The sequence below is a fragment of the Dysgonomonas sp. PF1-14 genome, assembly GCF_029892965.1.
Lineage (GTDB): Bacteria > Bacteroidota > Bacteroidia > Bacteroidales > Dysgonomonadaceae > Dysgonomonas.
Genome location: NZ_JARXWN010000007.1, coordinates 131,221 through 151,473 on the forward strand (window position 1 = coordinate 131,221; position 20,253 = coordinate 151,473).

The 20,253-nt window shown below is 39.0% G+C and carries 17 protein-coding genes and 1 tRNA gene; 10 read left to right on the forward strand and 8 right to left on the reverse strand.

All coding sequences use genetic code 11. The features are described from left to right. The first annotated feature begins 88 nt into the window (after positions 1–88). Together M2448_RS10330 and M2448_RS10335 are read left to right on the forward strand one after the other, a co-directional pair. Positions 89–1,579 (forward strand): DUF3078 domain-containing protein, encoded by a 1,491-nt coding sequence (locus tag M2448_RS10330; protein WP_280646055.1) that lies wholly within the window; start codon positions 89–91, stop codon positions 1,577–1,579. 125 nt (positions 1,580–1,704) lie between these two features. Beyond that, positions 1,705–1,776, forward strand: a tRNA-Met gene (locus M2448_RS10335). A 90-nt stretch (positions 1,777–1,866) separates the two neighbouring features. Here M2448_RS10335 and M2448_RS10340 read toward each other — a convergent pair. The 6 genes from M2448_RS10340 to M2448_RS10365 all read right to left on the reverse strand — a co-directional run bounded on the left by M2448_RS10340 (position 1,867) and on the right by M2448_RS10365 (position 6,424). After that, the gene (locus tag M2448_RS10340) at positions 1,867–2,283 is read right to left on the reverse strand and encodes a hypothetical protein (RefSeq protein WP_280646054.1); all 417 of its coding nucleotides are present in this window, start codon (positions 2,281–2,283) and stop codon (positions 1,867–1,869) included. A gap of 60 nt (positions 2,284–2,343) precedes the next feature. Then, positions 2,344–2,907: a hypothetical protein gene (locus M2448_RS10345; protein ID WP_280646053.1), complete on the reverse strand. Its 564-nt coding sequence runs from the start codon at positions 2,905–2,907 to the stop codon at positions 2,344–2,346. 46 nt (positions 2,908–2,953) lie between these two features. After that, positions 2,954–3,436 (reverse strand): GNAT family N-acetyltransferase, encoded by a 483-nt coding sequence (locus tag M2448_RS10350; RefSeq protein WP_280646052.1) that lies wholly within the window; start codon positions 3,434–3,436, stop codon positions 2,954–2,956. Beyond that, the gene (locus M2448_RS10355) at positions 3,402–3,800 is read right to left on the reverse strand and encodes an ACT domain-containing protein (protein ID WP_280646051.1); all 399 of its coding nucleotides are present in this window, start codon (positions 3,798–3,800) and stop codon (positions 3,402–3,404) included. The genes M2448_RS10350 and M2448_RS10355 overlap by 35 nt, the downstream gene beginning before the upstream one ends. A gap of 25 nt (positions 3,801–3,825) precedes the next feature. Continuing rightward, entirely contained in the window at positions 3,826–4,176 is a 351-nt protein-coding gene (locus M2448_RS10360; RefSeq protein ID WP_280646050.1) for a hypothetical protein, read from the reverse strand. Between the two features lie 637 nt (positions 4,177–4,813). Continuing rightward, a complete protein-coding gene (locus M2448_RS10365; protein ID WP_280646049.1) occupies positions 4,814–6,424 on the reverse strand; it encodes a hypothetical protein in 1,611 nt (536 codons plus the stop codon). Positions 6,425–6,740: 316 nt separating this feature from the next. Between M2448_RS10365 and M2448_RS10370 the strand changes: the two genes are divergently transcribed. From M2448_RS10370 to M2448_RS10405, 8 genes are all read left to right on the forward strand, one after another. After that, positions 6,741–8,642: an alpha-amylase family glycosyl hydrolase gene (locus M2448_RS10370; protein WP_280646048.1), complete on the forward strand. Its 1,902-nt coding sequence runs from the start codon at positions 6,741–6,743 to the stop codon at positions 8,640–8,642. 293 nt (positions 8,643–8,935) lie between these two features. Next, on the forward strand, positions 8,936–9,193 hold the full coding sequence (locus M2448_RS10375; protein ID WP_280646047.1) for a hypothetical protein: 258 nt from the start codon (positions 8,936–8,938) through the stop codon (positions 9,191–9,193). 210 nt (positions 9,194–9,403) lie between these two features. After that, complete coding sequence (gene ahpC, locus M2448_RS10380) at positions 9,404–9,970, forward strand: alkyl hydroperoxide reductase subunit C (RefSeq protein WP_280646046.1); 567 nt, start codon at positions 9,404–9,406, stop codon at positions 9,968–9,970. 73 nt (positions 9,971–10,043) lie between these two features. Continuing rightward, positions 10,044–11,603, forward strand: coding sequence for an alkyl hydroperoxide reductase subunit F (gene ahpF / locus M2448_RS10385; RefSeq protein WP_280646045.1), 1,560 nt, complete (start codon positions 10,044–10,046; stop codon positions 11,601–11,603). Positions 11,604–11,720: 117 nt separating this feature from the next. Further along, positions 11,721–12,581 carry a hypothetical protein gene (locus M2448_RS10390; protein WP_280646044.1) on the forward strand — a complete coding sequence of 287 codons (861 nt, stop codon included), beginning with the start codon at positions 11,721–11,723 and terminating at the stop codon, positions 12,579–12,581. Between the two features lie 85 nt (positions 12,582–12,666). Beyond that, positions 12,667–14,820 carry a S9 family peptidase gene (locus tag M2448_RS10395; RefSeq protein WP_280646043.1) on the forward strand — a complete coding sequence of 718 codons (2,154 nt, stop codon included), beginning with the start codon at positions 12,667–12,669 and terminating at the stop codon, positions 14,818–14,820. A gap of 257 nt (positions 14,821–15,077) precedes the next feature. Further along, positions 15,078–15,920 (forward strand): lipoyl synthase, encoded by an 843-nt coding sequence (lipA, locus tag M2448_RS10400; RefSeq protein WP_280646042.1) that lies wholly within the window; start codon positions 15,078–15,080, stop codon positions 15,918–15,920. Positions 15,921–15,935: 15 nt separating this feature from the next. Continuing rightward, a complete protein-coding gene (locus tag M2448_RS10405) occupies positions 15,936–16,346 on the forward strand; it encodes a secondary thiamine-phosphate synthase enzyme YjbQ (RefSeq protein WP_280646041.1) in 411 nt (136 codons plus the stop codon). A 175-nt stretch (positions 16,347–16,521) separates the two neighbouring features. Here the strand turns inward: M2448_RS10405 and hemW are convergent, their stop codons facing one another. Both hemW and M2448_RS10415 read right to left on the reverse strand, forming a co-directional pair. After that, on the reverse strand, positions 16,522–17,652 hold the full coding sequence (hemW, locus tag M2448_RS10410) for a radical SAM family heme chaperone HemW (protein WP_280646040.1): 1,131 nt from the start codon (positions 17,650–17,652) through the stop codon (positions 16,522–16,524). Between the two features lie 26 nt (positions 17,653–17,678). Then, positions 17,679–19,490, reverse strand: a complete 1,812-nt coding sequence (locus M2448_RS10415) for a long-chain fatty acid--CoA ligase (protein WP_280646039.1) — start codon at positions 19,488–19,490, stop codon at positions 17,679–17,681. Positions 19,491–20,253: the final 763 nt, after the last annotated feature.

Here is a 20,253-nt window from a genome sequence, read left to right on the forward strand (position 1 = left end):
TAAATTAAACGAATAAATTAAGATTTAATTGCTAAATTTGCAGATTATTATTACTACGAAAATTCTGACATTGAAAAGAATAAGTGAAATGAGGGTAAGTAAAATCTATTTCAGCCTTATTATATTTTTATTTATTAGTTTATCTGTATATGCCCAGACAGATCGAAACAGTGGGGTAAAGAAAGATAGTTTGTTGAATAAGATAACAGATATTGAATCGAGGGTTCGTGAAGTTTCTACCAAAGATACAATGCGGGGATTTTCAGCGCCATTGAAGATAGATACAGCTTATGCCAATCAGATACAGGAGGCTAGTCTGCAACCGGCAAGGGATAAGAACGGACTGATTGTGATGATTCCCGACTGGGTTCCGTTTTCTAACAATGTGTCGTTTCGCGATACTGTAATTTTTGAGCCGGCGTACTTGCCTGTCATATTTGAAGGTAAGATATTGCCGCGTAATATTGATTTCAGGTCGAAAGATACTACTACGTCAGGCGTAGAACCTTTTCATCTTATATCTCCTGATAGTACATTTGCACCACTATTAGAGCGTGTAAACCATATAGAAGATATGAGAAAACTGTATTATACAAGTAATCCTCAGAAAATACAGCTGAATGCTTTAGCATTTAAAGGAAGTCCTGTGATTAAAGAAACTGTAGTGGAGCAAAGGAATCCGTTTAAGGATTTAATAACAGCCGAGAATCCATTCGAATTCAGTACACCTGAAATAGAAAAGATAAAGATAAAGCCTGTATATTGGATCATCAATGGAAAGCATGAATTACAGGCTTCTCAAAATAGTTTCTCGGAGAAATGGGGCAGTGATAATAACTTTAACCTATATAGTAATCAGGTTGTAAATGCAAATTACAAGAAAAAGAAAATAGCATTCAATAATCTGTTTGAGTGGCGTCTGAATCTTCAGCAAATAACGGGATCGAAAAAAGACGACAACGATGGTATAAATATTATAGATGATTATCTCAGAACATACAGTACTTTTAGTATTGAGGCTTTCAAGAAATGGTCTTATTCTACTAATCTTGAAATGAAAACTCCACTATTTGAAAAGAAAAAGGTTGGTGACCGTACTGTTGTTCAACGTGCTATACTATCTCCTTTCGAACTTAATCTGGGTCTCGGTATGCGTTATAAGACTGAGACAGTGTCGAAACAGGATAAGTACCGTAAATTTAATGTCGCAGCAGACCTTTCTGTGCTCTCACTCAATTATAAGTTTGTAGGAGACAACAGGGTGGATGAAAAGCAGTTTGGTATCGAAGAAGGTAATAAGTCGAAAACAGAATATGGTTCTACATTCAATGTGAATCTCTCTTATAGCCGTAACAGATATACAAGTTTTACTTCACGTCTGAAATATTTTACCAACTATGAGAAGGTATATGTAGAGTTCGAGAACTCATTGAATTTTGCTCTGAACAGGTATTTGTCTACCACGTTGTATTTGTATGTGAAGTATGACGACTCCCTTGCACCTGAGAATAGAGACCCGAAATTTAAATTTTTTAATTATAACGAAATGCTCCGCTTTGGTCTTACCTATACATGGTAAAAAAGTTTTGCAGGTAACCTCTTCGTTATTTATAACTTAAGCCGACTCATAGAATAAAATTATTTATTAATGCCATTTTTATTTGGAGCATTAGGTTTATTTGCATACTTTTGCACTCACAATATCGCGGGGTGGAGCAGTGGTAGCTCGCCAGGCTCATAACCTGGAGGTCATCGGTTCGAATCCGGTCTCCGCAACTGAAAGAGACGGAAACTGTTTATTACAAACAGTTTCCGTTGTTTTTATACATACTTGTCGGGGCAGATACGGGGCAGTAGTCAAGGAAATTATCCTCCATATATGCTATATGATTTCTCGAGATATATTTGCTCCTCTTTGTAAAAATAATCTAGCAATGCCCAATCATTTCCTAATTGTTCAATATTGATCCAGTCATCTAAAGTGTAGCTTTTTTGCCTATTTTTATTGTCTCTAAATGGATATCTGAATGCGAATGTAAAACGTCCGATTTGGAATGCAAAAATAAGACCATTTTCACTATTTAGATATAAGTTATGTATTGAGAACGAGTATTTACAATCGTTAGGTATATTTTGACCATATTTATCAAAGAATACCCTTGCTCCCTCGTCAAATCCGAAATCATCCCATAATTGTAATCTATCGCTTTTTTCTAAAGATAAAAATGATAAAATTCTTTCATTTTGAGGATTAGAGAATATCCTTTCTTTAAGATTTTCCATAAGATTTTTTATAAAAAGTAATAATTCCTCACCCAATTCTGTAGCAAATCTATCTGGTACCTAAACATTTGTCCAGCCTTCATAATATATATACTCATTATCTGTTGCCAAGATATAATGTTGAGAATTCCATTTATCTTTTGCCAGAAAGCATTCCCTTATTTTGTAGTTTTTGAGAGGGTCAAATCCGTTTAGCTCAGAAGCTTCCATTATATGATTATTTACGGACACTTGACAGTAACTTTTACCGCTTTGGACATGTTCTCTTGAAGAATCGATGAGAAGAGGGTAATTAGACCATCTCATAAAATAATCAACAGAGGTCTGTTTTATAATATCTTCATCACCATAATAGCCAATAGCGATACCATAATTAGATCTTAATTGTTCTTCAGGGAATGTATCATCAATATCCCATTCTTCGAACAGGCAGAGGGTACGGAATGCAAAAAGAGCAAACACTTTCTCTATCGGTATATCTTCTTTCTGCATTATAAGGAGATGTCCTGTCCATGCTTCTCCACCATTCCAAAAGGAGATAAACTCCATTGGTATGGTGTTTCTGTATTGTAATACAGCATCAATATTCTCTTTTAAAACAGTATTAGAATGTTTTCCTATCATTGTTCTATTTTTGCTTACAATGTAAGTATACTTTTTCGATCTTCGATTAAATTGTTTGTAAGAGTTTAACCATTCTGAAATTTGTGAGATATGAATTGTTACTCTTCCTTGATTGTTGTTTCTTTACTCTGTACCCACATAATTCAAAAAACGGGCGTGCAGTAATACTTACATCCGAATATATAAAATGATTGTTCTGCAAAACTGCCTTTTTTTCAATCGCTTCTAATAATCGTCTTGCGATCCCTAGCCTCTGGCAATCCTTATGCACATACATGAAATCCAGATAACCATCAGGAGCTAAAGAACTAAAGCCTACAATTTGTTCTTTATATTCGGCTACAATAAAGTATTGTGAATCGATTCGTTCTTTCCATTTATCCGTATTATTATAAGATGAAGACCAATCATTTATTTGCTCTTTAGAATAATCATCATTACTGATGTTCTGAACCGTATCATAAAATAATTGTGCAATTTCTTCTATATCCGAGTCATTTGCAGGTCTTATTGTCAAATCCTTCATCATAATTAATGATTTTATAATTCTTCTTCAGAGCAGTAATTGCATTTTGAAAGTTCTCTTTTTTCACTAGTATATAATCAGTGTTATAAGTAGAGATGGCAAAAATGCTGATATTATTTTCAGCCAGTAGCGTTGCTATTTTAGCCAGAATACCGACCAGAGAGAAATCAAGGGTTCCTTTAATCTTAAAGGCTTTCCATCCCTTTTCACATTCTATACGATCCGACGGTATAGATGATTCTTCACATACTAACGAGATTTCCTCATTTGTTTTCCCTATAAAAAAATATTCATCCTTTAGATTGATGTTTTCGGTTCCTTGCAGTTTACATACTGCAAATTTTTTGTTTAGTATCTCTAATTCCATATATTCATGATTGTTTTGATTAGATTTAATGCCAATCGTAGCCACAGAATCGGCATTGCTTTGCCTGTGGCGTTCTTGCCAGACCATTGCATTTAGAGCAATAGTTTAGAAAAACTTTGTGGGGAGATTCAGCCATAATTCTTTTTGCTACATTTATATAAAAGACATCCTCTCCGTCTTTTAGAAGGTCTAAAGCCGGTTGCCAATCTGATAACCATCCCTTCTCTTTATATAATTCTGTCACTTTAATATGATTATCCTCTTCTCTGTCTGATAATTTGATCGTAGAATGTTGATGCCTTAATGCTAACTTTTCCTCGTCAGAAAACAGATGATAATAATATGTAGTTATATACCTTGCTGTTTCTATATCCATATTTATATATGTATTAGTTTTTATCAAATATAGGCAAATCTCCACCAACATCTCCTCCTTTCTTTCGTAATCTTTGAGGGTCTAAAGCATTATAACATCTCGCTGGTGTTAAGATCTACTGTTCAAATATTAATCTATCTTTTTACTACACAGCACACAGACTGGAATTGGGGCGCATCCGCTCCTCGAACGTTATTTTTGCATGGGTAAGAAGAAAAATTTTAACTAAAACCTGACAAAACTAACGCTAGTTACAAGTGTTATTCTTTTGCGCCTCCGCGTCTTTGCGTGAGAAATCTTTTAACTAAATCTCGCTGGTGCGCACACCCTGCCCGTTTATCCGATCTTCGGACGAACACATGGATCCCGCCCTACAAGGCAGCACACTGCATTTTAACTAAAACCTTACAAAGCTTACTCGAAAATATTAGTTTTTAATTACACGTGTTTCGATTCTAGAATCTTAATTCTTAAAAGAACGCTTTTCTATATAGATAAACTTTTCTATTTTTCATACTTCTGTATATATTATCTTTGACGACACAAAATAGAATGATTGTATAAATAACAGGTGTCCGTATACGGACACCTGTTGCTGTAATAAATTAATATTGAACACAAAACGAATGTAGGAAACTTATCTGCTTCTACCTGATCCGCTACGTTCGGTTGCTTCTCTACGGCTACGTTCCTGTTTTTCCTGCTCCTCACGCTGTCTTCTGCTCTCGGCTTCGCGTCTTTCAGTAGCTTGTCTCTCTTGAGCTTCCCGCTGTCGGCGGCTTTCTGCTTCCTGCTTTTCCCTTGCTTGTTTTTCTTGTCCCTCTCGTTGCCTTCTGTTCTCGGTTTCTCTTCTTTCAGCTTCTTGTCTTTGTTGAGTTTCTCTTTGTCGGCGGCTTTCTGCTTCCTGTCTTTCGCGGGCTTGTTTTTCCTGTTCCTCACGCTGTCTTCTACTCTCGGTTTCGCGTCTTTCAGTAGCTTGTCTCTCTTGAGCTTCCCGCTGACGGCGGCTTTCTGCTTCCTGCTTTTCCCTTGCTTGTTTTTCTTGTTCCTCTCGTTGCCTTTTGCTCTCGGCTTCTCTTCTTTCAGCTTCTTGCCTTTGTTGAGTTTCTCTTTGACGACGACTTTCCGCTTCCTGCTTTTCCCTTGCTTGTTTTTCCTGTTCTTCGCGTTGTCTTCTGTTCTCGGCTTCTCTTCTTTCAGTCGTTTGTTTCTCTTGGGCTTCCTGCTGGCGGCGGCTTTCAGTTTCTTGTCTCTCTCGTTCTTGTCTGTCCTGATTAGGTACAATATATGTTGGTCGTTGTGCCGGAGTTTCAGGTTTGCTCGGATTTTCGATAATAGGCCTTCTGTCAGGTCTTAATCCTGTTGAACCCTCAGGTGTAGGCACTGGTCTTACACTTGGTCTGTCATTATCTGTAGGCCTTGTACTTGTTGGAGGTACAGGTCTTACAGTTGGCCTGTCGTTTTCGGTAGGTCTTGTATTCTCAGGCCTGTTTGGTCTGGAAGTCGGTCTTTTAGATATATCCGGATTCGGTCTTTCTATCGGTCTGATACTAGTCGGAGGTATAGGTCTAACGGAAGGTACAGACGGGTATTCCGGTTTAGGCTGAATTGGTTTAGGCCTGTTTGGCAGATGAGGTCTGTTTGGCCTATTGGGGCTTACCGGTTTTGTATAAGACGGATATGTATAATCATAATAGTCATCGTAATAATAATCATTGTAATAGTAGCTCGAACTATTGTCGTAATAATAATAGTCTGAATAATAGTTATTATCGGGCAGAGGATAATAATAACCTCCATAGTAATTATTATTGTTGTCATAATACGGAGTATAATCCTGATAATAATAATTGTCTATCGGTTGACTATTATAATCATAATACGGTTCATTATTATACGGTATGGACGGAATTACATTCTCCGCGCTTATGGCGTCGGTAGGTGTTGCCAGAATATAGAAGCCGGAGCTGTAATTATTCTTGTAGGCTTCGCTATTCCCACTATACTTTGCCTGAGGTTGTTTGTTATAAGTTGGCTCATCATTCAAATATGAAGTGCTGATATTTTCATTCCAAATATCTTCTGTATAGAAGGTCGTATCGGATATTGCATCGGTTTGGCTGTTAGTTACTTCAATACGTTCCGTATTGTTCTCATTATTGTCCTTTTCGGTATTCTTACCGTCGTTACAACTTTGTTGTAGCAGCGTCAGACTAATTATCCATATAAAAACCAAAATCCGTTTCATAGCAATAAGTATTAGTCGTTTATATTATAGTGCTTTCTTCTATCCGCAGTGTGTTGAAAATCCCGCGAATAAGATGTTTCTTTTCCAAAATACAACCACTGTCATATTTATATAATATAGACTGATTTTATGACAATAAGTTTAATTCTGGAATTTTTTAAATAAGAAATAATGTGAAGTGCTGCTCAGCTTTCCTGTAAGCAAACGTTTGCGGAGTAATTTTAGCAGATTTATACAATGAGCTATAAATTGTTAATAGTAAGTGATTTAATTTTGCTGTTAATTAGTCTGTAGTCTAACAGAACAAATCATTACCATGAAAATTAAACATTTATTCCTGTTCTTTCTTACTATTATTTGGCTGTCGTGTAGCGATGACGATTCCAATCCTGTGCCAGTCGATCCCGAAGTCCCTGCTACCCCTGTCGTTGTAGGTATGCGTGATGGGATAAATCTCATAAGCGATGATTCATTGGGATTTGTTCTTTTTGCTCCGGGTAAAGAATCCGTTTATCTGATAGGCGACTTCAATAATTGGGAAGTTTCCGAGAAATACAAGATGAAGAAGGACAGTGAGACTAACCGTTTCTGGATACGTATCGGCGATCTGCAAAAGGATAAAGAATACATTTGCCAATATCTTATAGATAATGCAATAAGGGTAGCAGACCCTTATGCCAACAAGATATCCGATCCTTGGAACGATTCTAAAATATTGAGTACTATTTACCCTAATCTGATAGCTTACCCTACAGGTAAAACCGAAGAGATAGCAATGGTAGTGAATACATCTCCTGATAGCTATTCGTGGAAAGTATCTAATTTCAAGGTGTCGAACCCCGATAATATGGTTATCTATGAAATACTTATCCGCGACTTTACCGAAGAGGGTAGTATTAAAGGTGTTCAGGGAAAACTCGACTATTTGCAAAATCTGGGAGTAAATGCCATCGAACTGATGCCTTTTAACGAGTTTGAAGCAAATAACAGCTGGGGCTACAATCCGTCTTTTTACTTTGCACCCGATAAGGCTTATGGTACATCCAACGATTATAAAGCATTCATCGATGCCTGCCATCAGAGAGGTATAGCCGTTATTATGGATATTGTACTTAATCATAGCTACGGACAAAGCCCTATGGTGCGGATGTATCACGATGGCAAATACAATCCTACGGCAGATAATCCTTGGTACAATCAGAAATCAAACTTTGCCAATCCCGATGCACAATGGGGATGCGATTTCAATCACGAAAGCCAGTACACCAAAGTATTTGTCGACAGTGTTTTTTCATACTGGATGAAAGAGTATAAGATAGACGGCTTCCGTCTCGATTTTACTAAAGGTTTCTCAAATACGCCATATCCTGCCGATTCGTGGGGCAGCCCTTACGATGCAGCCCGCATAAAGAATCTGAAACGTATCTATGACGAAATAAAGAAGAGAAATTCTGACGCCATCGTTATTTTCGAACATTTATCAGATAATGACGAAGAAAAAGAGCTTGCCGAATATGGTATAAAATTGTGGGGCAACATAAATTACAACTTTAACGAAGCCACTATGGGGTGGGGTGCCGGTCAGGGAGAGTATGGTCCTAAAGGAGATGTGAAATGGGCATCCTATAAGGAGAGAGGGTGGACTAAACCCAATCTTGTGGCCTATATGGAGAGCCACGATGAAGAGCGGATTATGTTCAAAAATAACTCATACGGAAACGATGAGCATCCACCATACAATGTTCAGGAATTAGCAACCGGACTACAGCGCACTGAGGCGGCAGCAGTAATACTAATGACATTGCCCGGTCCTAAGATGATATGGCAATTCGGTGAAGTAGGTTACGACTTCGAATTGAATAATGACCGTCTGGGGAAAAAGCCTGTACGCTGGGACTATTATGATGTGCCGGAGAGAAAAGCCTTGTATGATGTATATGTCAAAATGAATAAGCTTCGCAATGCAAATAGTGCGTTCTCTACTGCCGATTACACAATAGATCTGGCAGGGCAATATAAGCAGATATTACTCAAATCGGGCAATGATTATGTTTGTGCTATAGCCAATTTTGATTTAGAACCTTTGTCGGCTGAGGTCGATTTGGGTAAGGCAGGCCAGTGGCAGGAATATTTTACGAATACAACAACAGATTTCCCAACCGGAAAACAAACGATAGAATTACAACAGGGAGAATACAGATTATATATAAGTAAATAATCTGGTATTCCCTACATACTACGATCATGGTTTTACTTAGTTACCCCGAATCAACCTTCGGGGTAATTTTTATAGTACAAACAGAAAGAAATAATTGTCAAAGCAACAATATTTAGCCCGAGAATCCGTTTTATTATTAATATAGATGAGAACAATTACAAAGCTGCACAAAAATAAAAGAACTCAATTCTGATCTTTCCATTATTTTTTGCTGTATTTTTGTGATAATAAGTTTATAGAACGAACTTTCTATAGAGGTGTGTTGTTTACTAATTAATAAAAATAATTATATTATGAAAAAATTACTTTTCACACTATTTATGGCTTTGGCGCTTACAGCTTGTGGTACAGCTTATAATACACAGTTAAAGCAAGTGCAGTTGGGTATGACTCCTGACCAGATTGTAAATCTGATGGGTGAAAAATATACTGTAGTAGAGCAAAGAGACTACAATAATCAGACACTGATGTATGTAGACAAATTTAAAAATCAATGGTATTTCCAGTTTGTAGACGGACATCTTTACAAATGGTATAAAGAAAAAGAATAATTCAGACAAATAAAAGATAAGAGAAGGGTTGTACGATATGTGCAACCCTTTTTTCATGGATATTTGAGGCTGAATTACTTGCCTGTCACAATTATTTTTCTCTAAGACGATATAGGTATAATCTATCAATAATAATTTTTATATAAATAAAAACTATATATATTTGCGTCATAATTATAAATTTTATTTATCTAAAAACTCGAAATTATTATGGAACCAATTATCAACTCCAAACTACCGGAATTTAAAGTCCAAGCTTATCACAATGGTGCATTCAAAACAGTTTCAAGCGAAGATGTAAAAGGAAAATGGGCTATTTTCTTTTTCTATCCTGCCGATTTTACATTCGTATGTCCTACCGAACTGGTAGACGTTGCCGATAAATACGATCAGCTTCAGGCAATGGGTGTAGAAGTATATTCTGTAAGCACAGATTCACACTTCGTACACAAAGCATGGCACGATGCATCAGAAAGCATCCGTAAAATCAAATACCCGATGTTGGCAGACCCTACAGGTGTATTGAGCCGTTCATTCGGTGTAATGATCGAAGAAGAAGGAATGGCTTACAGAGGAACTTTCCTTGTTAATCCGGAAGGACAAATCAAAATTGCGGAAATCCATGATAACGGAATCGGACGTAATGCTGATGAACTGTTACGCAAAGTAGAAGCAGCTCAGTTTGTTGCTACTCACGATGGTGAAGTTTGTCCTGCAAAATGGAAAAAAGGAGAGGAAACACTGAAACCAAGCATCGACCTGGTTGGTAAGATCTAATCAAACAAATATAGTGAGACCGGCTGACAAACGCCGGTCTTATTTTTTCATTACTTTAATTCAAAGCTAAAATATGCTAGACTCATCGTTGAAAGATCAATTGAAAGGACTCTTTGCTGATCTGAAAAATCAATATACATTCGATGTATCGGTATCGGCCGCACACGATAGCCGCAGCGAACTAGTAGAGCTCCTGAGCGATGTTGCTGCCTGTTCGGGCAATAATATATCATTGCAGGAGAAGAGCGGAGATGCTTTAGAGTTTTCATTGCTGAAAAACGGACAACCGACAGGAATAAAGTTCAGAGGAGTACCCAACGGACACGAATTTACCTCACTGCTACTGGCTATACTCAATAGTGATGGCAAGGGAAAGAATATTCCTGACGATTTTATCGCAGGCAGGGTAAAAGTGCTTAAAGGCCCCATCCGCCTTACTACCTATGTATCGCTTACATGTACCAACTGCCCTGATATAGTGCAGGCATTGAATGTGATGGCCGTTCTCAATCCCGAAATATCACACGAGATGGTTGACGGTGCTATCAATCAACAGGAAGTAGATGCCCTTAAATTGCAGGGAGTACCAGCTGTATTTGCTGACGGACAGCTATTACACGTTGGTCGGGGCGATTTCGGCGAACTGCTTACAAAGCTCGAGAATCAATACGGTTCCGATCGTCAGGCAGTAGATTCATCTGCACCAAAAGAATATGATGTAGCCGTTGTAGGTGGAGGTCCTGCCGGATCGGCAGCAGCAATCTATTCGGCACGTAAAGGACTAAAGGTGGCTTTACTGGCGGAGCGTATCGGCGGACAGGTGAAAGAAACAGTTGGTATAGAAAACCTGATTTCCGTACCTAAAACAACAGGAGAGCAGCTTGCCAACAATATAAAACTTCATATACAGGATTATCCGGTAGACATCATGGAACACCGCTCTGTGGAAAAGGTTGAGATCGAAAATTCGGGTAAAGTAATTTATCTGAGCGGAGGCGAAAAAATTATTGCTCCGGCATTGATCATTGCTACCGGCGCCAGTTGGAGAAAACTTAATGTACAGGGCGAGTCCGAATATATCGGAAAAGGCGTGGCATTCTGTCCGCACTGTGACGGACCTTTCTACAAGGGTAAGCATGTGGCTGTAGTAGGAGGGGGTAACTCTGGTATAGAAGCTGCTATCGACTTGGCTGGAATTTGTTCCAAAGTGACTGTTTTTGAGTTTCTTGACGAACTGAAAGCTGATAAAGTATTACAAGAGAAAGCTGCAAGCCTTCCGAATGTGGAAATAATAGTCAGCGCACAGACTACAGAAGTAGTAGGAAACGGTGAGAAAGTTACAGGCATCCGTATAAAAGACCGTAAAACAGAACAGGAAAAAGTGTACGATCTGGATGGTATCTTTGTGCAGATCGGGCTTGCGCCGAACAGTGCAGCCTTTAAAGGTCTGGTAAATATGAACCGCTTTGGTGAAATAGAAGTAGACAGTCATTGCCGTACATCCGAAGCAGGAATCTATGCGGCAGGAGACGTATCTACTGTTCCGTATAAGCAAATAATAATCGCTATGGGAGAGGGTGCAAAAGCCTCACTTTCGGCATTCGAAGACCGCATACGCGGTGTTCTGAATTAAGCGAAGACAATACTACACACAAGGTAGCCGTATAATTTTTTTATACGGCTTTTTTTATGATACTCTCATCATACGTTATAAAAAAGCATTATCTTCGTCGGATTAATATTTAACATAATGAAAACACATTACTTCACACTACTGCTTATTATTATTGTTATTACAGCTTGCAGCAATGAGAAGAAGCAAACTCAAATTATTGGAAAATGGGATCTGGAGTTTGCCGACCTTAAATCAGTATTAGACTTGAATTCAGACAAAACACCGAATGCTAAAAACAGAAAAGAGGTATTGCCGGATAACCAGATTATATTGAATGCTGATAGTACATACTTTCTTGTGTTAAGTAAACTGCAAAATATATCATTTGGAAAATGGAGCTTTAATAATGATCAAATAATATTAAAACCAACAGATCCAAGTCAGGATAAATTAATATTTATAATAGATGAAATAGGATCGGACAAGATGAAGTCCAGACTTGATTTTGCAGAAAAACCTCTTTCAGACAATTACTTGTATATTTATAACTATTTTGAATACAGGAAACAAGATCCGGATTTCTTTAAGTCATCTTTTAGCAATTATGGCAATATCGATAAAAATCGATGGCGTATCAAAGCAAGCCAACCGGAAAGTGAGGCACAAATAAGAGATCGGGTTCGGGGAGCACTAGACTTTACCTTATCATATCTTAAATACAATCAAGAATATATCTCCGGACAGAAGAAAAATTCTATAAGCTTAAAAATACTAAGAAATGTTCCTTTGTTTTTCGCAAGTAATGGGATACAGTTGGAACCGAATGACGATTGGGCAGAAATATTCTATGACGACAATGATCTTCAATTGAGCTATTCTATATGGGAAAAAGCTTTTCAAGGCATAAAGGATGTGTATATATCTGATGAATATAAAGGTAAACCTTTAGAACTCAATTTATATATCTTGGAACATCTTCGGGATGCTCTCAATTAATGCTTTTTTCTTAAAGCGATGCAAATAGCTTTTCTCAACTTCTGAAAAATAGGTATATTTGCAAGAAACAAAAACGAAACAAGATATGAAGCGTATTTTAGGATTGTTGGCTGTTGCCCTCTTATTTACTACAGTAAACGCACAGCGTTTAGACCTGAGAGATATAACTTCCGGTAAATATTATGCACGCGGTGTGTCGCCGGTGACTTCGTCAGCAGATGGAGAATCGTATTATCAGGCAGACGGCGAATATAAAATGATCATTAAGTATTCATACAAAACGGGCTTACCGACAGATACGATATTTAATGTGAAGAAAGCTCGTGATTGTACATTCGATTCGTTTCAGGGATTTCTTATCAGTCCCGATGAAAAACGCCTGGTGGTGTATAACGATGCTGAATCTATCTACCGTCACTCATTCAAAGCTAATTATTACTATTACGATGTACGCCGCAATCTTGTGCGTAAACTGACCGAGAACAAAGAAAAGCAGTCGATCCCTGTGTTCTCGCGCGATGGGCGTATGCTGGCATATATGATAGATAATAATATATGGCTTGCCAAGTTCGATTACGATACCGAATCGCAGGTAACAAAAGATGGTGCATTCGGTAAAATTATCAATGGTGGTACCGACTGGGTATATGAAGAGGAATTCGGTACAACAACCTTGATGGACTTCTCTGCCGATGGTCAGTTACTGGCTTTTGTCCGTTTCGACGAAACCAATGTACCACAATATTCTATGCAGATATATGAAAATCAACTGTATCCATCGCTGTTTTCATTCAAATATCCGAAAGCAGGAGAACCGAACTCAAAGGTAACATGTAATGTATTCGATATAGATTCCAAGACAATACGCAAAATGAATATTCCTGCCAATACGGAATATATCCCTCGTATAGAATTTCTTCCGAGTGGCGATGAATTGGCTATATTTACGCTGAACCGTGAGCAAAATAAGTTTGATCTGTACTTTGCCAATGCACGTTCGGCTGTTGCACGTTCGGTTATACATGAAGAAAATGACCGGTACATAGATTCGGAACTATTCAATACTGTTCATTTCTTCGACAATCAGTTTACCTATGTCAGCGAGAAGAGTGGTTATGCACATATCTATCTGTACGACAATACCGGAGTTCAGCAGAAACAGCTTACAACAGGTGACTATGACGTGACGGAACTACTTGCTGTAGACCCTGTGTCTAAAACAGTATTTTATGAATCGGCAGAAGAAAGTTCTATGCGACGTGCCATTTATAAAATAGACATGGTGAAAGGCGTAAAGACAAAATTGTCGGCAAAACAAGGTGTAAACAGTGCTACATTCAGCGAGAACGGTAAGTATTATATCAACAACTATAGCAATGCTACTACTCCGCGCATAGTGACCGTACATGACGCTACAGGTAAAGAACTTCGTGTGTTGGAAGACAATGCAGCTCTGACACGTACCCTTGCCGGAATGAAACTGCCAACGAAAGAGTTTATCACGGTGAAATCCGCCGATGGCAGAGATATGAATGCTTATATAATGAAACCGGCAGATTTTAACGCGTCGCGCAAATATCCATTGGTAATGATTCAGTATAGCGGTCCTAATTCGCAACAAGTAAAAGATAGCTATGGCATGGACTGGACAGATTATCTGACTACGCAGGGATTCATAGTTGCCTGTGTAGACGGACGAGGTACGGGAGCGAAAGGCGAAGAATTCCGCAAATGTACCTATATGAATCTGGGGATTTACGAATCGGAAGATCAGGTAGCTGCCGCTAAGCATTTTGCAACACTGCCTTATATAGATGGTAGCAAGATAGCTATTTGGGGATGGAGCTATGGCGGGTACAATGTGCTGATGAGTATGAGTCGAGGAAACGGCGTATTCAAGGCAGGAGTGGCTATAGCCCCTGTTACCGATTGGAAATTCTACGATTCGGTATATGCAGAACGGTTTATGCGTACACCTCAGCAAAATGCTTCGGGATATGAAGCCGGATCAGCTATCAAATTAGCAAATAAGCTTGAAGGTAATCTGCTGTTGATACATGGTTCGGCTGATGATAATGTCCATTTTCAGAATACGATGGATTATGCCGCTGCCCTTGTACAAGCTAATAAGCAGTTCGATATGTTCGTATTCACCGATAAAGACCATTCTATACGCGGTGCTGCTAACAGGGCTTATCTGTACGAAAAGGTGATCAAGTTTTTGAAAACGAATATGTAGAAATGCAGATATTATTATAGCAAAGCCTTTCAGTTTGATATTGGAAGGCTTTTCGATTTCATATCCGAACGTAAATCTTATAAAATCTTTTCCTCGAGCGGGATTAATTAGCCTCAGAATTGTTCATCTATCAGTTATAATTTAATTAAATGACATTTTAACCCCTCTCGTTTTTTTCAAAACTTTCTATAGGTTATCTTTGTTCTTATTTCTTATTTCACAAGTTATATAAATCAATAGAATAGATTATAATAGTCATGGAGCACGTAAAAAAACCTGAATGGTTAAAGATCAGATTAGGAGGAAGCGATCACTTCTCCGAAACCCAAAATATAGTAGAATCTCATGGATTGCACACTATTTGTTCGAGTGGACGCTGTCCGAATATGGGTGAGTGTTGGGGCAGGGGAACAGCCACTTTTATGATCGGGGGCGATATATGTACGCGCTCATGCAAGTTCTGTAATACAAAAACAGGGCGTCCGATGCCATTGAACAGGAACGAACCGTCGAATGTGGCAAAATCCATTCAGCTGATGGGGCTAAAACATGCGGTAATAACATCGGTGGACAGGGACGATTTGCCCGATCAGGGAGCGCAGCACTGGGTAGATACCATCAACAAAGTACGTGATGTGAATCCGACCACTACTATAGAGGTGCTTATCCCTGACTTTCAGGGAAAGATGGAGCTTGTAGATCTGGTTTGCAATGCTGCACCGAATGTAATCTCTCACAATATGGAGACAGTAAGAAGCCTTACGCCTAAAGTGCGTAGTGCAGCTAAGTATGATGTCAGCCTGTCAGTATTGGGGCGTATTGCCGCTAACGGACTGAAAGCTAAGTCGGGTATAATGCTGGGCTTAGGCGAGACTACCGAAGAGATAGAACAGCTGATGGACGACCTGCTTGCTGTAAACTGCTCTGTTCTTACTATCGGACAATATCTGCAACCATCGCGCAAACACCTTCCGGTAATGCGGTATGTTCATCCTGATGAATTTAAAAGGCTGAAAGATGTTGCGATGAATAAAGGGTTTAGCTATGTAGAAAGCGGACCGTTAGTACGCTCTTCTTACCATGCTGAGAATTGTTTGTAATCTTTCAGAAATATAATGATCGAACAGATAGAATTTTCGTTACAGCCCCGTAAAAGGGGCTTTCATCTTGTTACAAACGAAGTGTTGCAAAATCTGCCTGCATTACCGCAGAAAGGGCTGCTGAACTTGTTCATAAAGCATACATCAGCAGCGCTTACTATCAATGAAAATGCCGATCCCGATGTGCGCGATGACATGGAAGCTATTTTCAACAGATTGGTTCGCGAACGTGAGCCGTATTATACACATACTTCGGAAGGTGATGACGATATGCCTGCCCATGCCAAATCGACTATTGCCGGAGTCAGTCTGACAATACCAATCACCAATGGCAAGTTGAATATGGGAATATGGCAGGGAATCTATTTATGTGAGTTTCGCGATTATGGCGGGAAGCGTAGTATTGTAGCTACCGTTATCGGATAGAATTGTTAAGTGCATTAAGTTACCACGCCTTTTAAGTAGTGGATAAAAGATTATAATAAAAGAGACTTTAGTCTAACCATTTTGGCTAAAGCAGCAGCTGCCCATAGTCCATAATCCTCCACTTGAAAGTGGAGGCTATTAATAATCATAATATAGAAGGAAAAGAGTTGGAAATTTAATCTATATACATCATATCGCTCATGATGCCGTCTGAAATAAATATACCTTCTCTGGTGAGTTTCAATACATTGTCGTTGTTACTAACAAAGCCTTCGTCTATATATTTCTGCACGTTGCTGAGTGCATAGGCTTTCATCTTCTGTCCAAACTGTTTTTCCAGTTCATAGATGTTCACTCCCCACATAGTGCGCATTCCGGTAAGGATAAAATCATTGTACCGCGTGTTTTCATCAAGGTATTCCACTTCGGTACTTGGTACAGATTTATCAATAGCTTCGATATATTTTGAGATAGATGCAATGTTCCATCCCCTGTTTTTGCCGTCGTATGAATGTGCGGCAGGCCCCAATCCAAGATACTTTGCTCCCAGCCAGTAAGAACTGTTGTGCTTGGAATATAGCTCGTTACGGGCAAAATTGGATATTTCGTATTGGCTAAACCCAGCAGCAGAAAGCCTGTCTATCATTTCTGAAAACATATCTACACTGGTATCTTCGTCCACAGGCATCACGTCACCCTGTTTAAATAGGCGGAAGAGACGTGTTCCCTGTTCATAGATGAGGTGATAGGATGAGATATGCTGTATGTCGAGTGCAATGGCTTCTTCGAGGTTTTGCCGCCATATCTCCATTGTCTGATTGGGTAGCCCGTACATCAGGTCGATACTGATATTATCATAGCCGGACGCTTTACAAAGCATAACGGCTTCTTTTGCCTTTTGGGCAGAATGCCTCCGTTTCAGGAATTGAAGTTCCTCATCGTTAAAGCTCTGGATGCCTATACTCAAACGGTTGAAAGGTAGTTTTTGGAGGGTTTCGAGATATTTGGGACTCAGATCGTCAGGATTGGCTTCCATTGTTATCTCAGCATCCCCAACTATGTCGAAGTTATTAGCGATAGCTTCAAATATAGCGTTGAAATCGTCGTAAGTAAGCTGCGATGGTGTACCTCCGCCAAAGTATATGGTTTTTATTTCCTCTCCCGACAGATAAGCTTTCCGCAACTCTATCTCTTTGCATACAGCAGATACATACGCCTTTTTGGGCGATATATCGGTACGGGTGTAGAAATCACAATAGATACACCGTGTCTTGCAAAAGGGAACATGAATATAAATGCCTGCCATGCGGGATGTGTATTGTTCGGGCTTGCTTATTCTTTGTACATGTTGTCGATAATATCTTTGTATTTCTCGGCTACAAATTTACGCTTGACCTTCAATGTATTGGTCAACTCGCCTGTTTCCATCGAGAAAGGTTCACGCATAAGCCAGTATTTCTTGATCTTCTCGTATGGGGCAAAATTAGCCTGAAGCAACTCGATCCGTCCGTCCAGCATACGCAGGATATCTACATTCGATAGCAGGTCGTCAATTTGGTTATAAGAGATATTGTGGGCTTCGGCATATTCTATAAGCGCCTTGTAATCGGGTACGATCAGTGCACTCACAAATTTGCGCTCATCGGCTATAATAGCAATCATGTCGATGAATTTATCTTCTGCAACTCTGGTCTCGATAGCTTGTGGTGCGATATATTTGCCATTAGCTGTTTTGAAGAGGTCTTTGATACGTTCTGTCAGATACAGCACGTTGCCTTCCAATCTTCCGGCGTCTCCTGTACGGAAAAAACCGTCCTCGGTAAAGGATTTGGCAGTTTCTTCAGGTTTGTTATAATATTCCCGCATCACAGTTTTGCCTTTTACCAGTATTTCATTGTTGCTTTCGTCTATTCTAACATCCACTTCGGGCATTAATGTTCCGATAGAACCAATTGTAAAGTTTTTTTCGGGATAGAAACTGACTGTTGCAGACGTTTCGGTCAGACCATATCCGACAATAATCGGAATATTTACTGATAACAGAAATTCTATGATAGCGTCAGAGAGCGGTGCTCCGGCACAAGGAAATATATTTCCCCTTTCTATACCTACAACCATTTTGAGGACGCGGAATACGGTATTGTTATAAAAAGAGAACTTAATACGTGTTCCGAGTGGTGGGCGTATGCCGTTATTTTTGTAGTCCAGATTATATTTCCGCCCCGTTTTCATCGAGTCGGTATATATCCACTTCATGATACCTTTCGAATCCGCTATTTTTTCGTTAACACCTGCATATACCTTTTCCCAGAAACGGGGAACACTACACATAATAGTGGGGCGTATTTGTTTTATCGATTTCTGTATCTCTTTGGCATCCTGATTGATGGCTATCGTCATACCCTTATGGAGGGCATAGTATGTCCATGCTCTTTCAAAAATATGTGCCAACGGCAGGAAATTCATGGATACATCTTTGTTGGAAGTCATGGTAAGCCGCATATCGTGGATACGGAATACCTGTAAGAAACAGGTGTGTGGCAGCACAACACCTTTGGGCTCTCCGGTAGTTCCCGAAGTGTATATGATACATGCAATATCGTCATCTTGTCTCGATTTCATGCGTACACGCACGATAACCTCTGCATTTGAATTCTCACCCGAAGCGATAAAGTCATCAAAATAAACGGACGTTTTATCTTCGGGATGAAATTTGATATTAGGATCGAATACGATGATTTTTTTCAGAGGGGATGATTCTTTTTGCTGTACTTTATAGGCATTGTTATACTGGAATTGCTCACCGGCAAAAAGCACCTCCACATTGGCATCGTTGACGATGTATTCTACCTGTGTAGGCGATGATGTAGCGTATATGGGTATAGATACACACCTGTTGGCATACGATGCAAAGTCGGTATATATATACTGCGGCATATTCTGTGAATATACAGCTATTTTATCACCTTCGTTGATACCGATTTCTGCCATTGCCCAAGCTGTTTTCATGACATAGTCCGAGAACTTTCGCCACGAAATGCTTTTCCATTTTTTCTCGTAAGGATTTCTGTATTTGAGGGCAGTCTTTTTTCCGTATCTGATAGCTTGGCGGTGTACCAGTATTGACAGATGATAATAATTCATGGGAATTTCTTTTTGATTCAGTTATTGGCACAAAGTTAACTTTTTAATATGATATAGTGCCATCAAATGGAGTTTTTTATGGTTGCAGGAACATCTATTGTCGTGGTAATTAAGAAGGGAGTGTGGAGTTGTCAAAATTTTATCTATATGGAAAAGCGTTCTTTGAAGAATTAAGAGCTTGTTTAAATTTTATTCGTTTAGGTTTTCAGCACTATTTTTGGAATGATTTTTTCTTATCTGAAGCGCGAATAGCGGGCTATTCAAGCTGAAGAAAGGGGAAAATCGGATAAAAAGAGACTGAAAATGAACGAAAAAAGAACGATAACAAAATGTTTTGGTAAAATTTAAACAGGCTCTAAGATTCTAGAATCCAAACATGTGTAATTAAAAACTGATGTTTTTGAGTAAGCTTTGTAAGGTTTTAGTTAAAATGCAGTGTGCAGCCTTGTAGGGGCGAACCCATGTGTTCGCCCGAAGATCGGATAAACGGGCAGGATGTGCGCACCAGCGAGATTTAGTTAAAAGATTTCTCACGCAAAGACGCGGAGGCGCAAAGAAAATATATAGCTTTGTAGTAGGGGCAGTAGCTTGTCTATGCCCGTTTATTATCAGGGTGGGTACCCACAAGGGATGCTCCTACAGAAGAAAAGGTAATATATAACTTGGTATCTTTGTCAGGTTTTAGTTAAAAAATTCTATATACAACTTTTGTGTTAATTAGACATAATGTGGTGTGTACACCTTTTGACAATGGATAAAAACA

Coding starts and splice junctions, on each gene's coding strand:
- M2448_RS10405 (WP_280646041.1), top strand. CDS start 15,936: ATGATCGAACAGATAGAATTTTCGTTACAGCCCCGTAAAAGGGGCTTT.
- M2448_RS10415 (WP_280646039.1), bottom strand. CDS start 19,490: ATGAATTATTATCATCTGTCAATACTGGTACACCGCCAAGCTATCAGA.
- M2448_RS10395 (WP_280646043.1), top strand. CDS start 12,667: ATGAAGCGTATTTTAGGATTGTTGGCTGTTGCCCTCTTATTTACTACA.
- ahpF (WP_280646045.1), top strand. CDS start 10,044: ATGCTAGACTCATCGTTGAAAGATCAATTGAAAGGACTCTTTGCTGAT.
- ahpC (WP_280646046.1), top strand. CDS start 9,404: ATGGAACCAATTATCAACTCCAAACTACCGGAATTTAAAGTCCAAGCT.
- M2448_RS10345 (WP_280646053.1), bottom strand. CDS start 2,907: ATGATAGGAAAACATTCTAATACTGTTTTAAAAGAGAATATTGATGCT.
- M2448_RS10365 (WP_280646049.1), bottom strand. CDS start 6,424: ATGAAACGGATTTTGGTTTTTATATGGATAATTAGTCTGACGCTGCTA.
- M2448_RS10340 (WP_280646054.1), bottom strand. CDS start 2,283: ATGGAAAATCTTAAAGAAAGGATATTCTCTAATCCTCAAAATGAAAGA.
- M2448_RS10370 (WP_280646048.1), top strand. CDS start 6,741: ATGAAAATTAAACATTTATTCCTGTTCTTTCTTACTATTATTTGGCTG.
- M2448_RS10360 (WP_280646050.1), bottom strand. CDS start 4,176: ATGGATATAGAAACAGCAAGGTATATAACTACATATTATTATCATCTG.
- lipA (WP_280646042.1), top strand. CDS start 15,078: ATGGAGCACGTAAAAAAACCTGAATGGTTAAAGATCAGATTAGGAGGA.
- M2448_RS10330 (WP_280646055.1), top strand. CDS start 89: ATGAGGGTAAGTAAAATCTATTTCAGCCTTATTATATTTTTATTTATT.
- M2448_RS10355 (WP_280646051.1), bottom strand. CDS start 3,800: ATGGAATTAGAGATACTAAACAAAAAATTTGCAGTATGTAAACTGCAA.
- M2448_RS10350 (WP_280646052.1), bottom strand. CDS start 3,436: ATGATGAAGGATTTGACAATAAGACCTGCAAATGACTCGGATATAGAA.
- M2448_RS10390 (WP_280646044.1), top strand. CDS start 11,721: ATGAAAACACATTACTTCACACTACTGCTTATTATTATTGTTATTACA.
- hemW (WP_280646040.1), bottom strand. CDS start 17,652: ATGGCAGGCATTTATATTCATGTTCCCTTTTGCAAGACACGGTGTATC.
- M2448_RS10375 (WP_280646047.1), top strand. CDS start 8,936: ATGAAAAAATTACTTTTCACACTATTTATGGCTTTGGCGCTTACAGCT.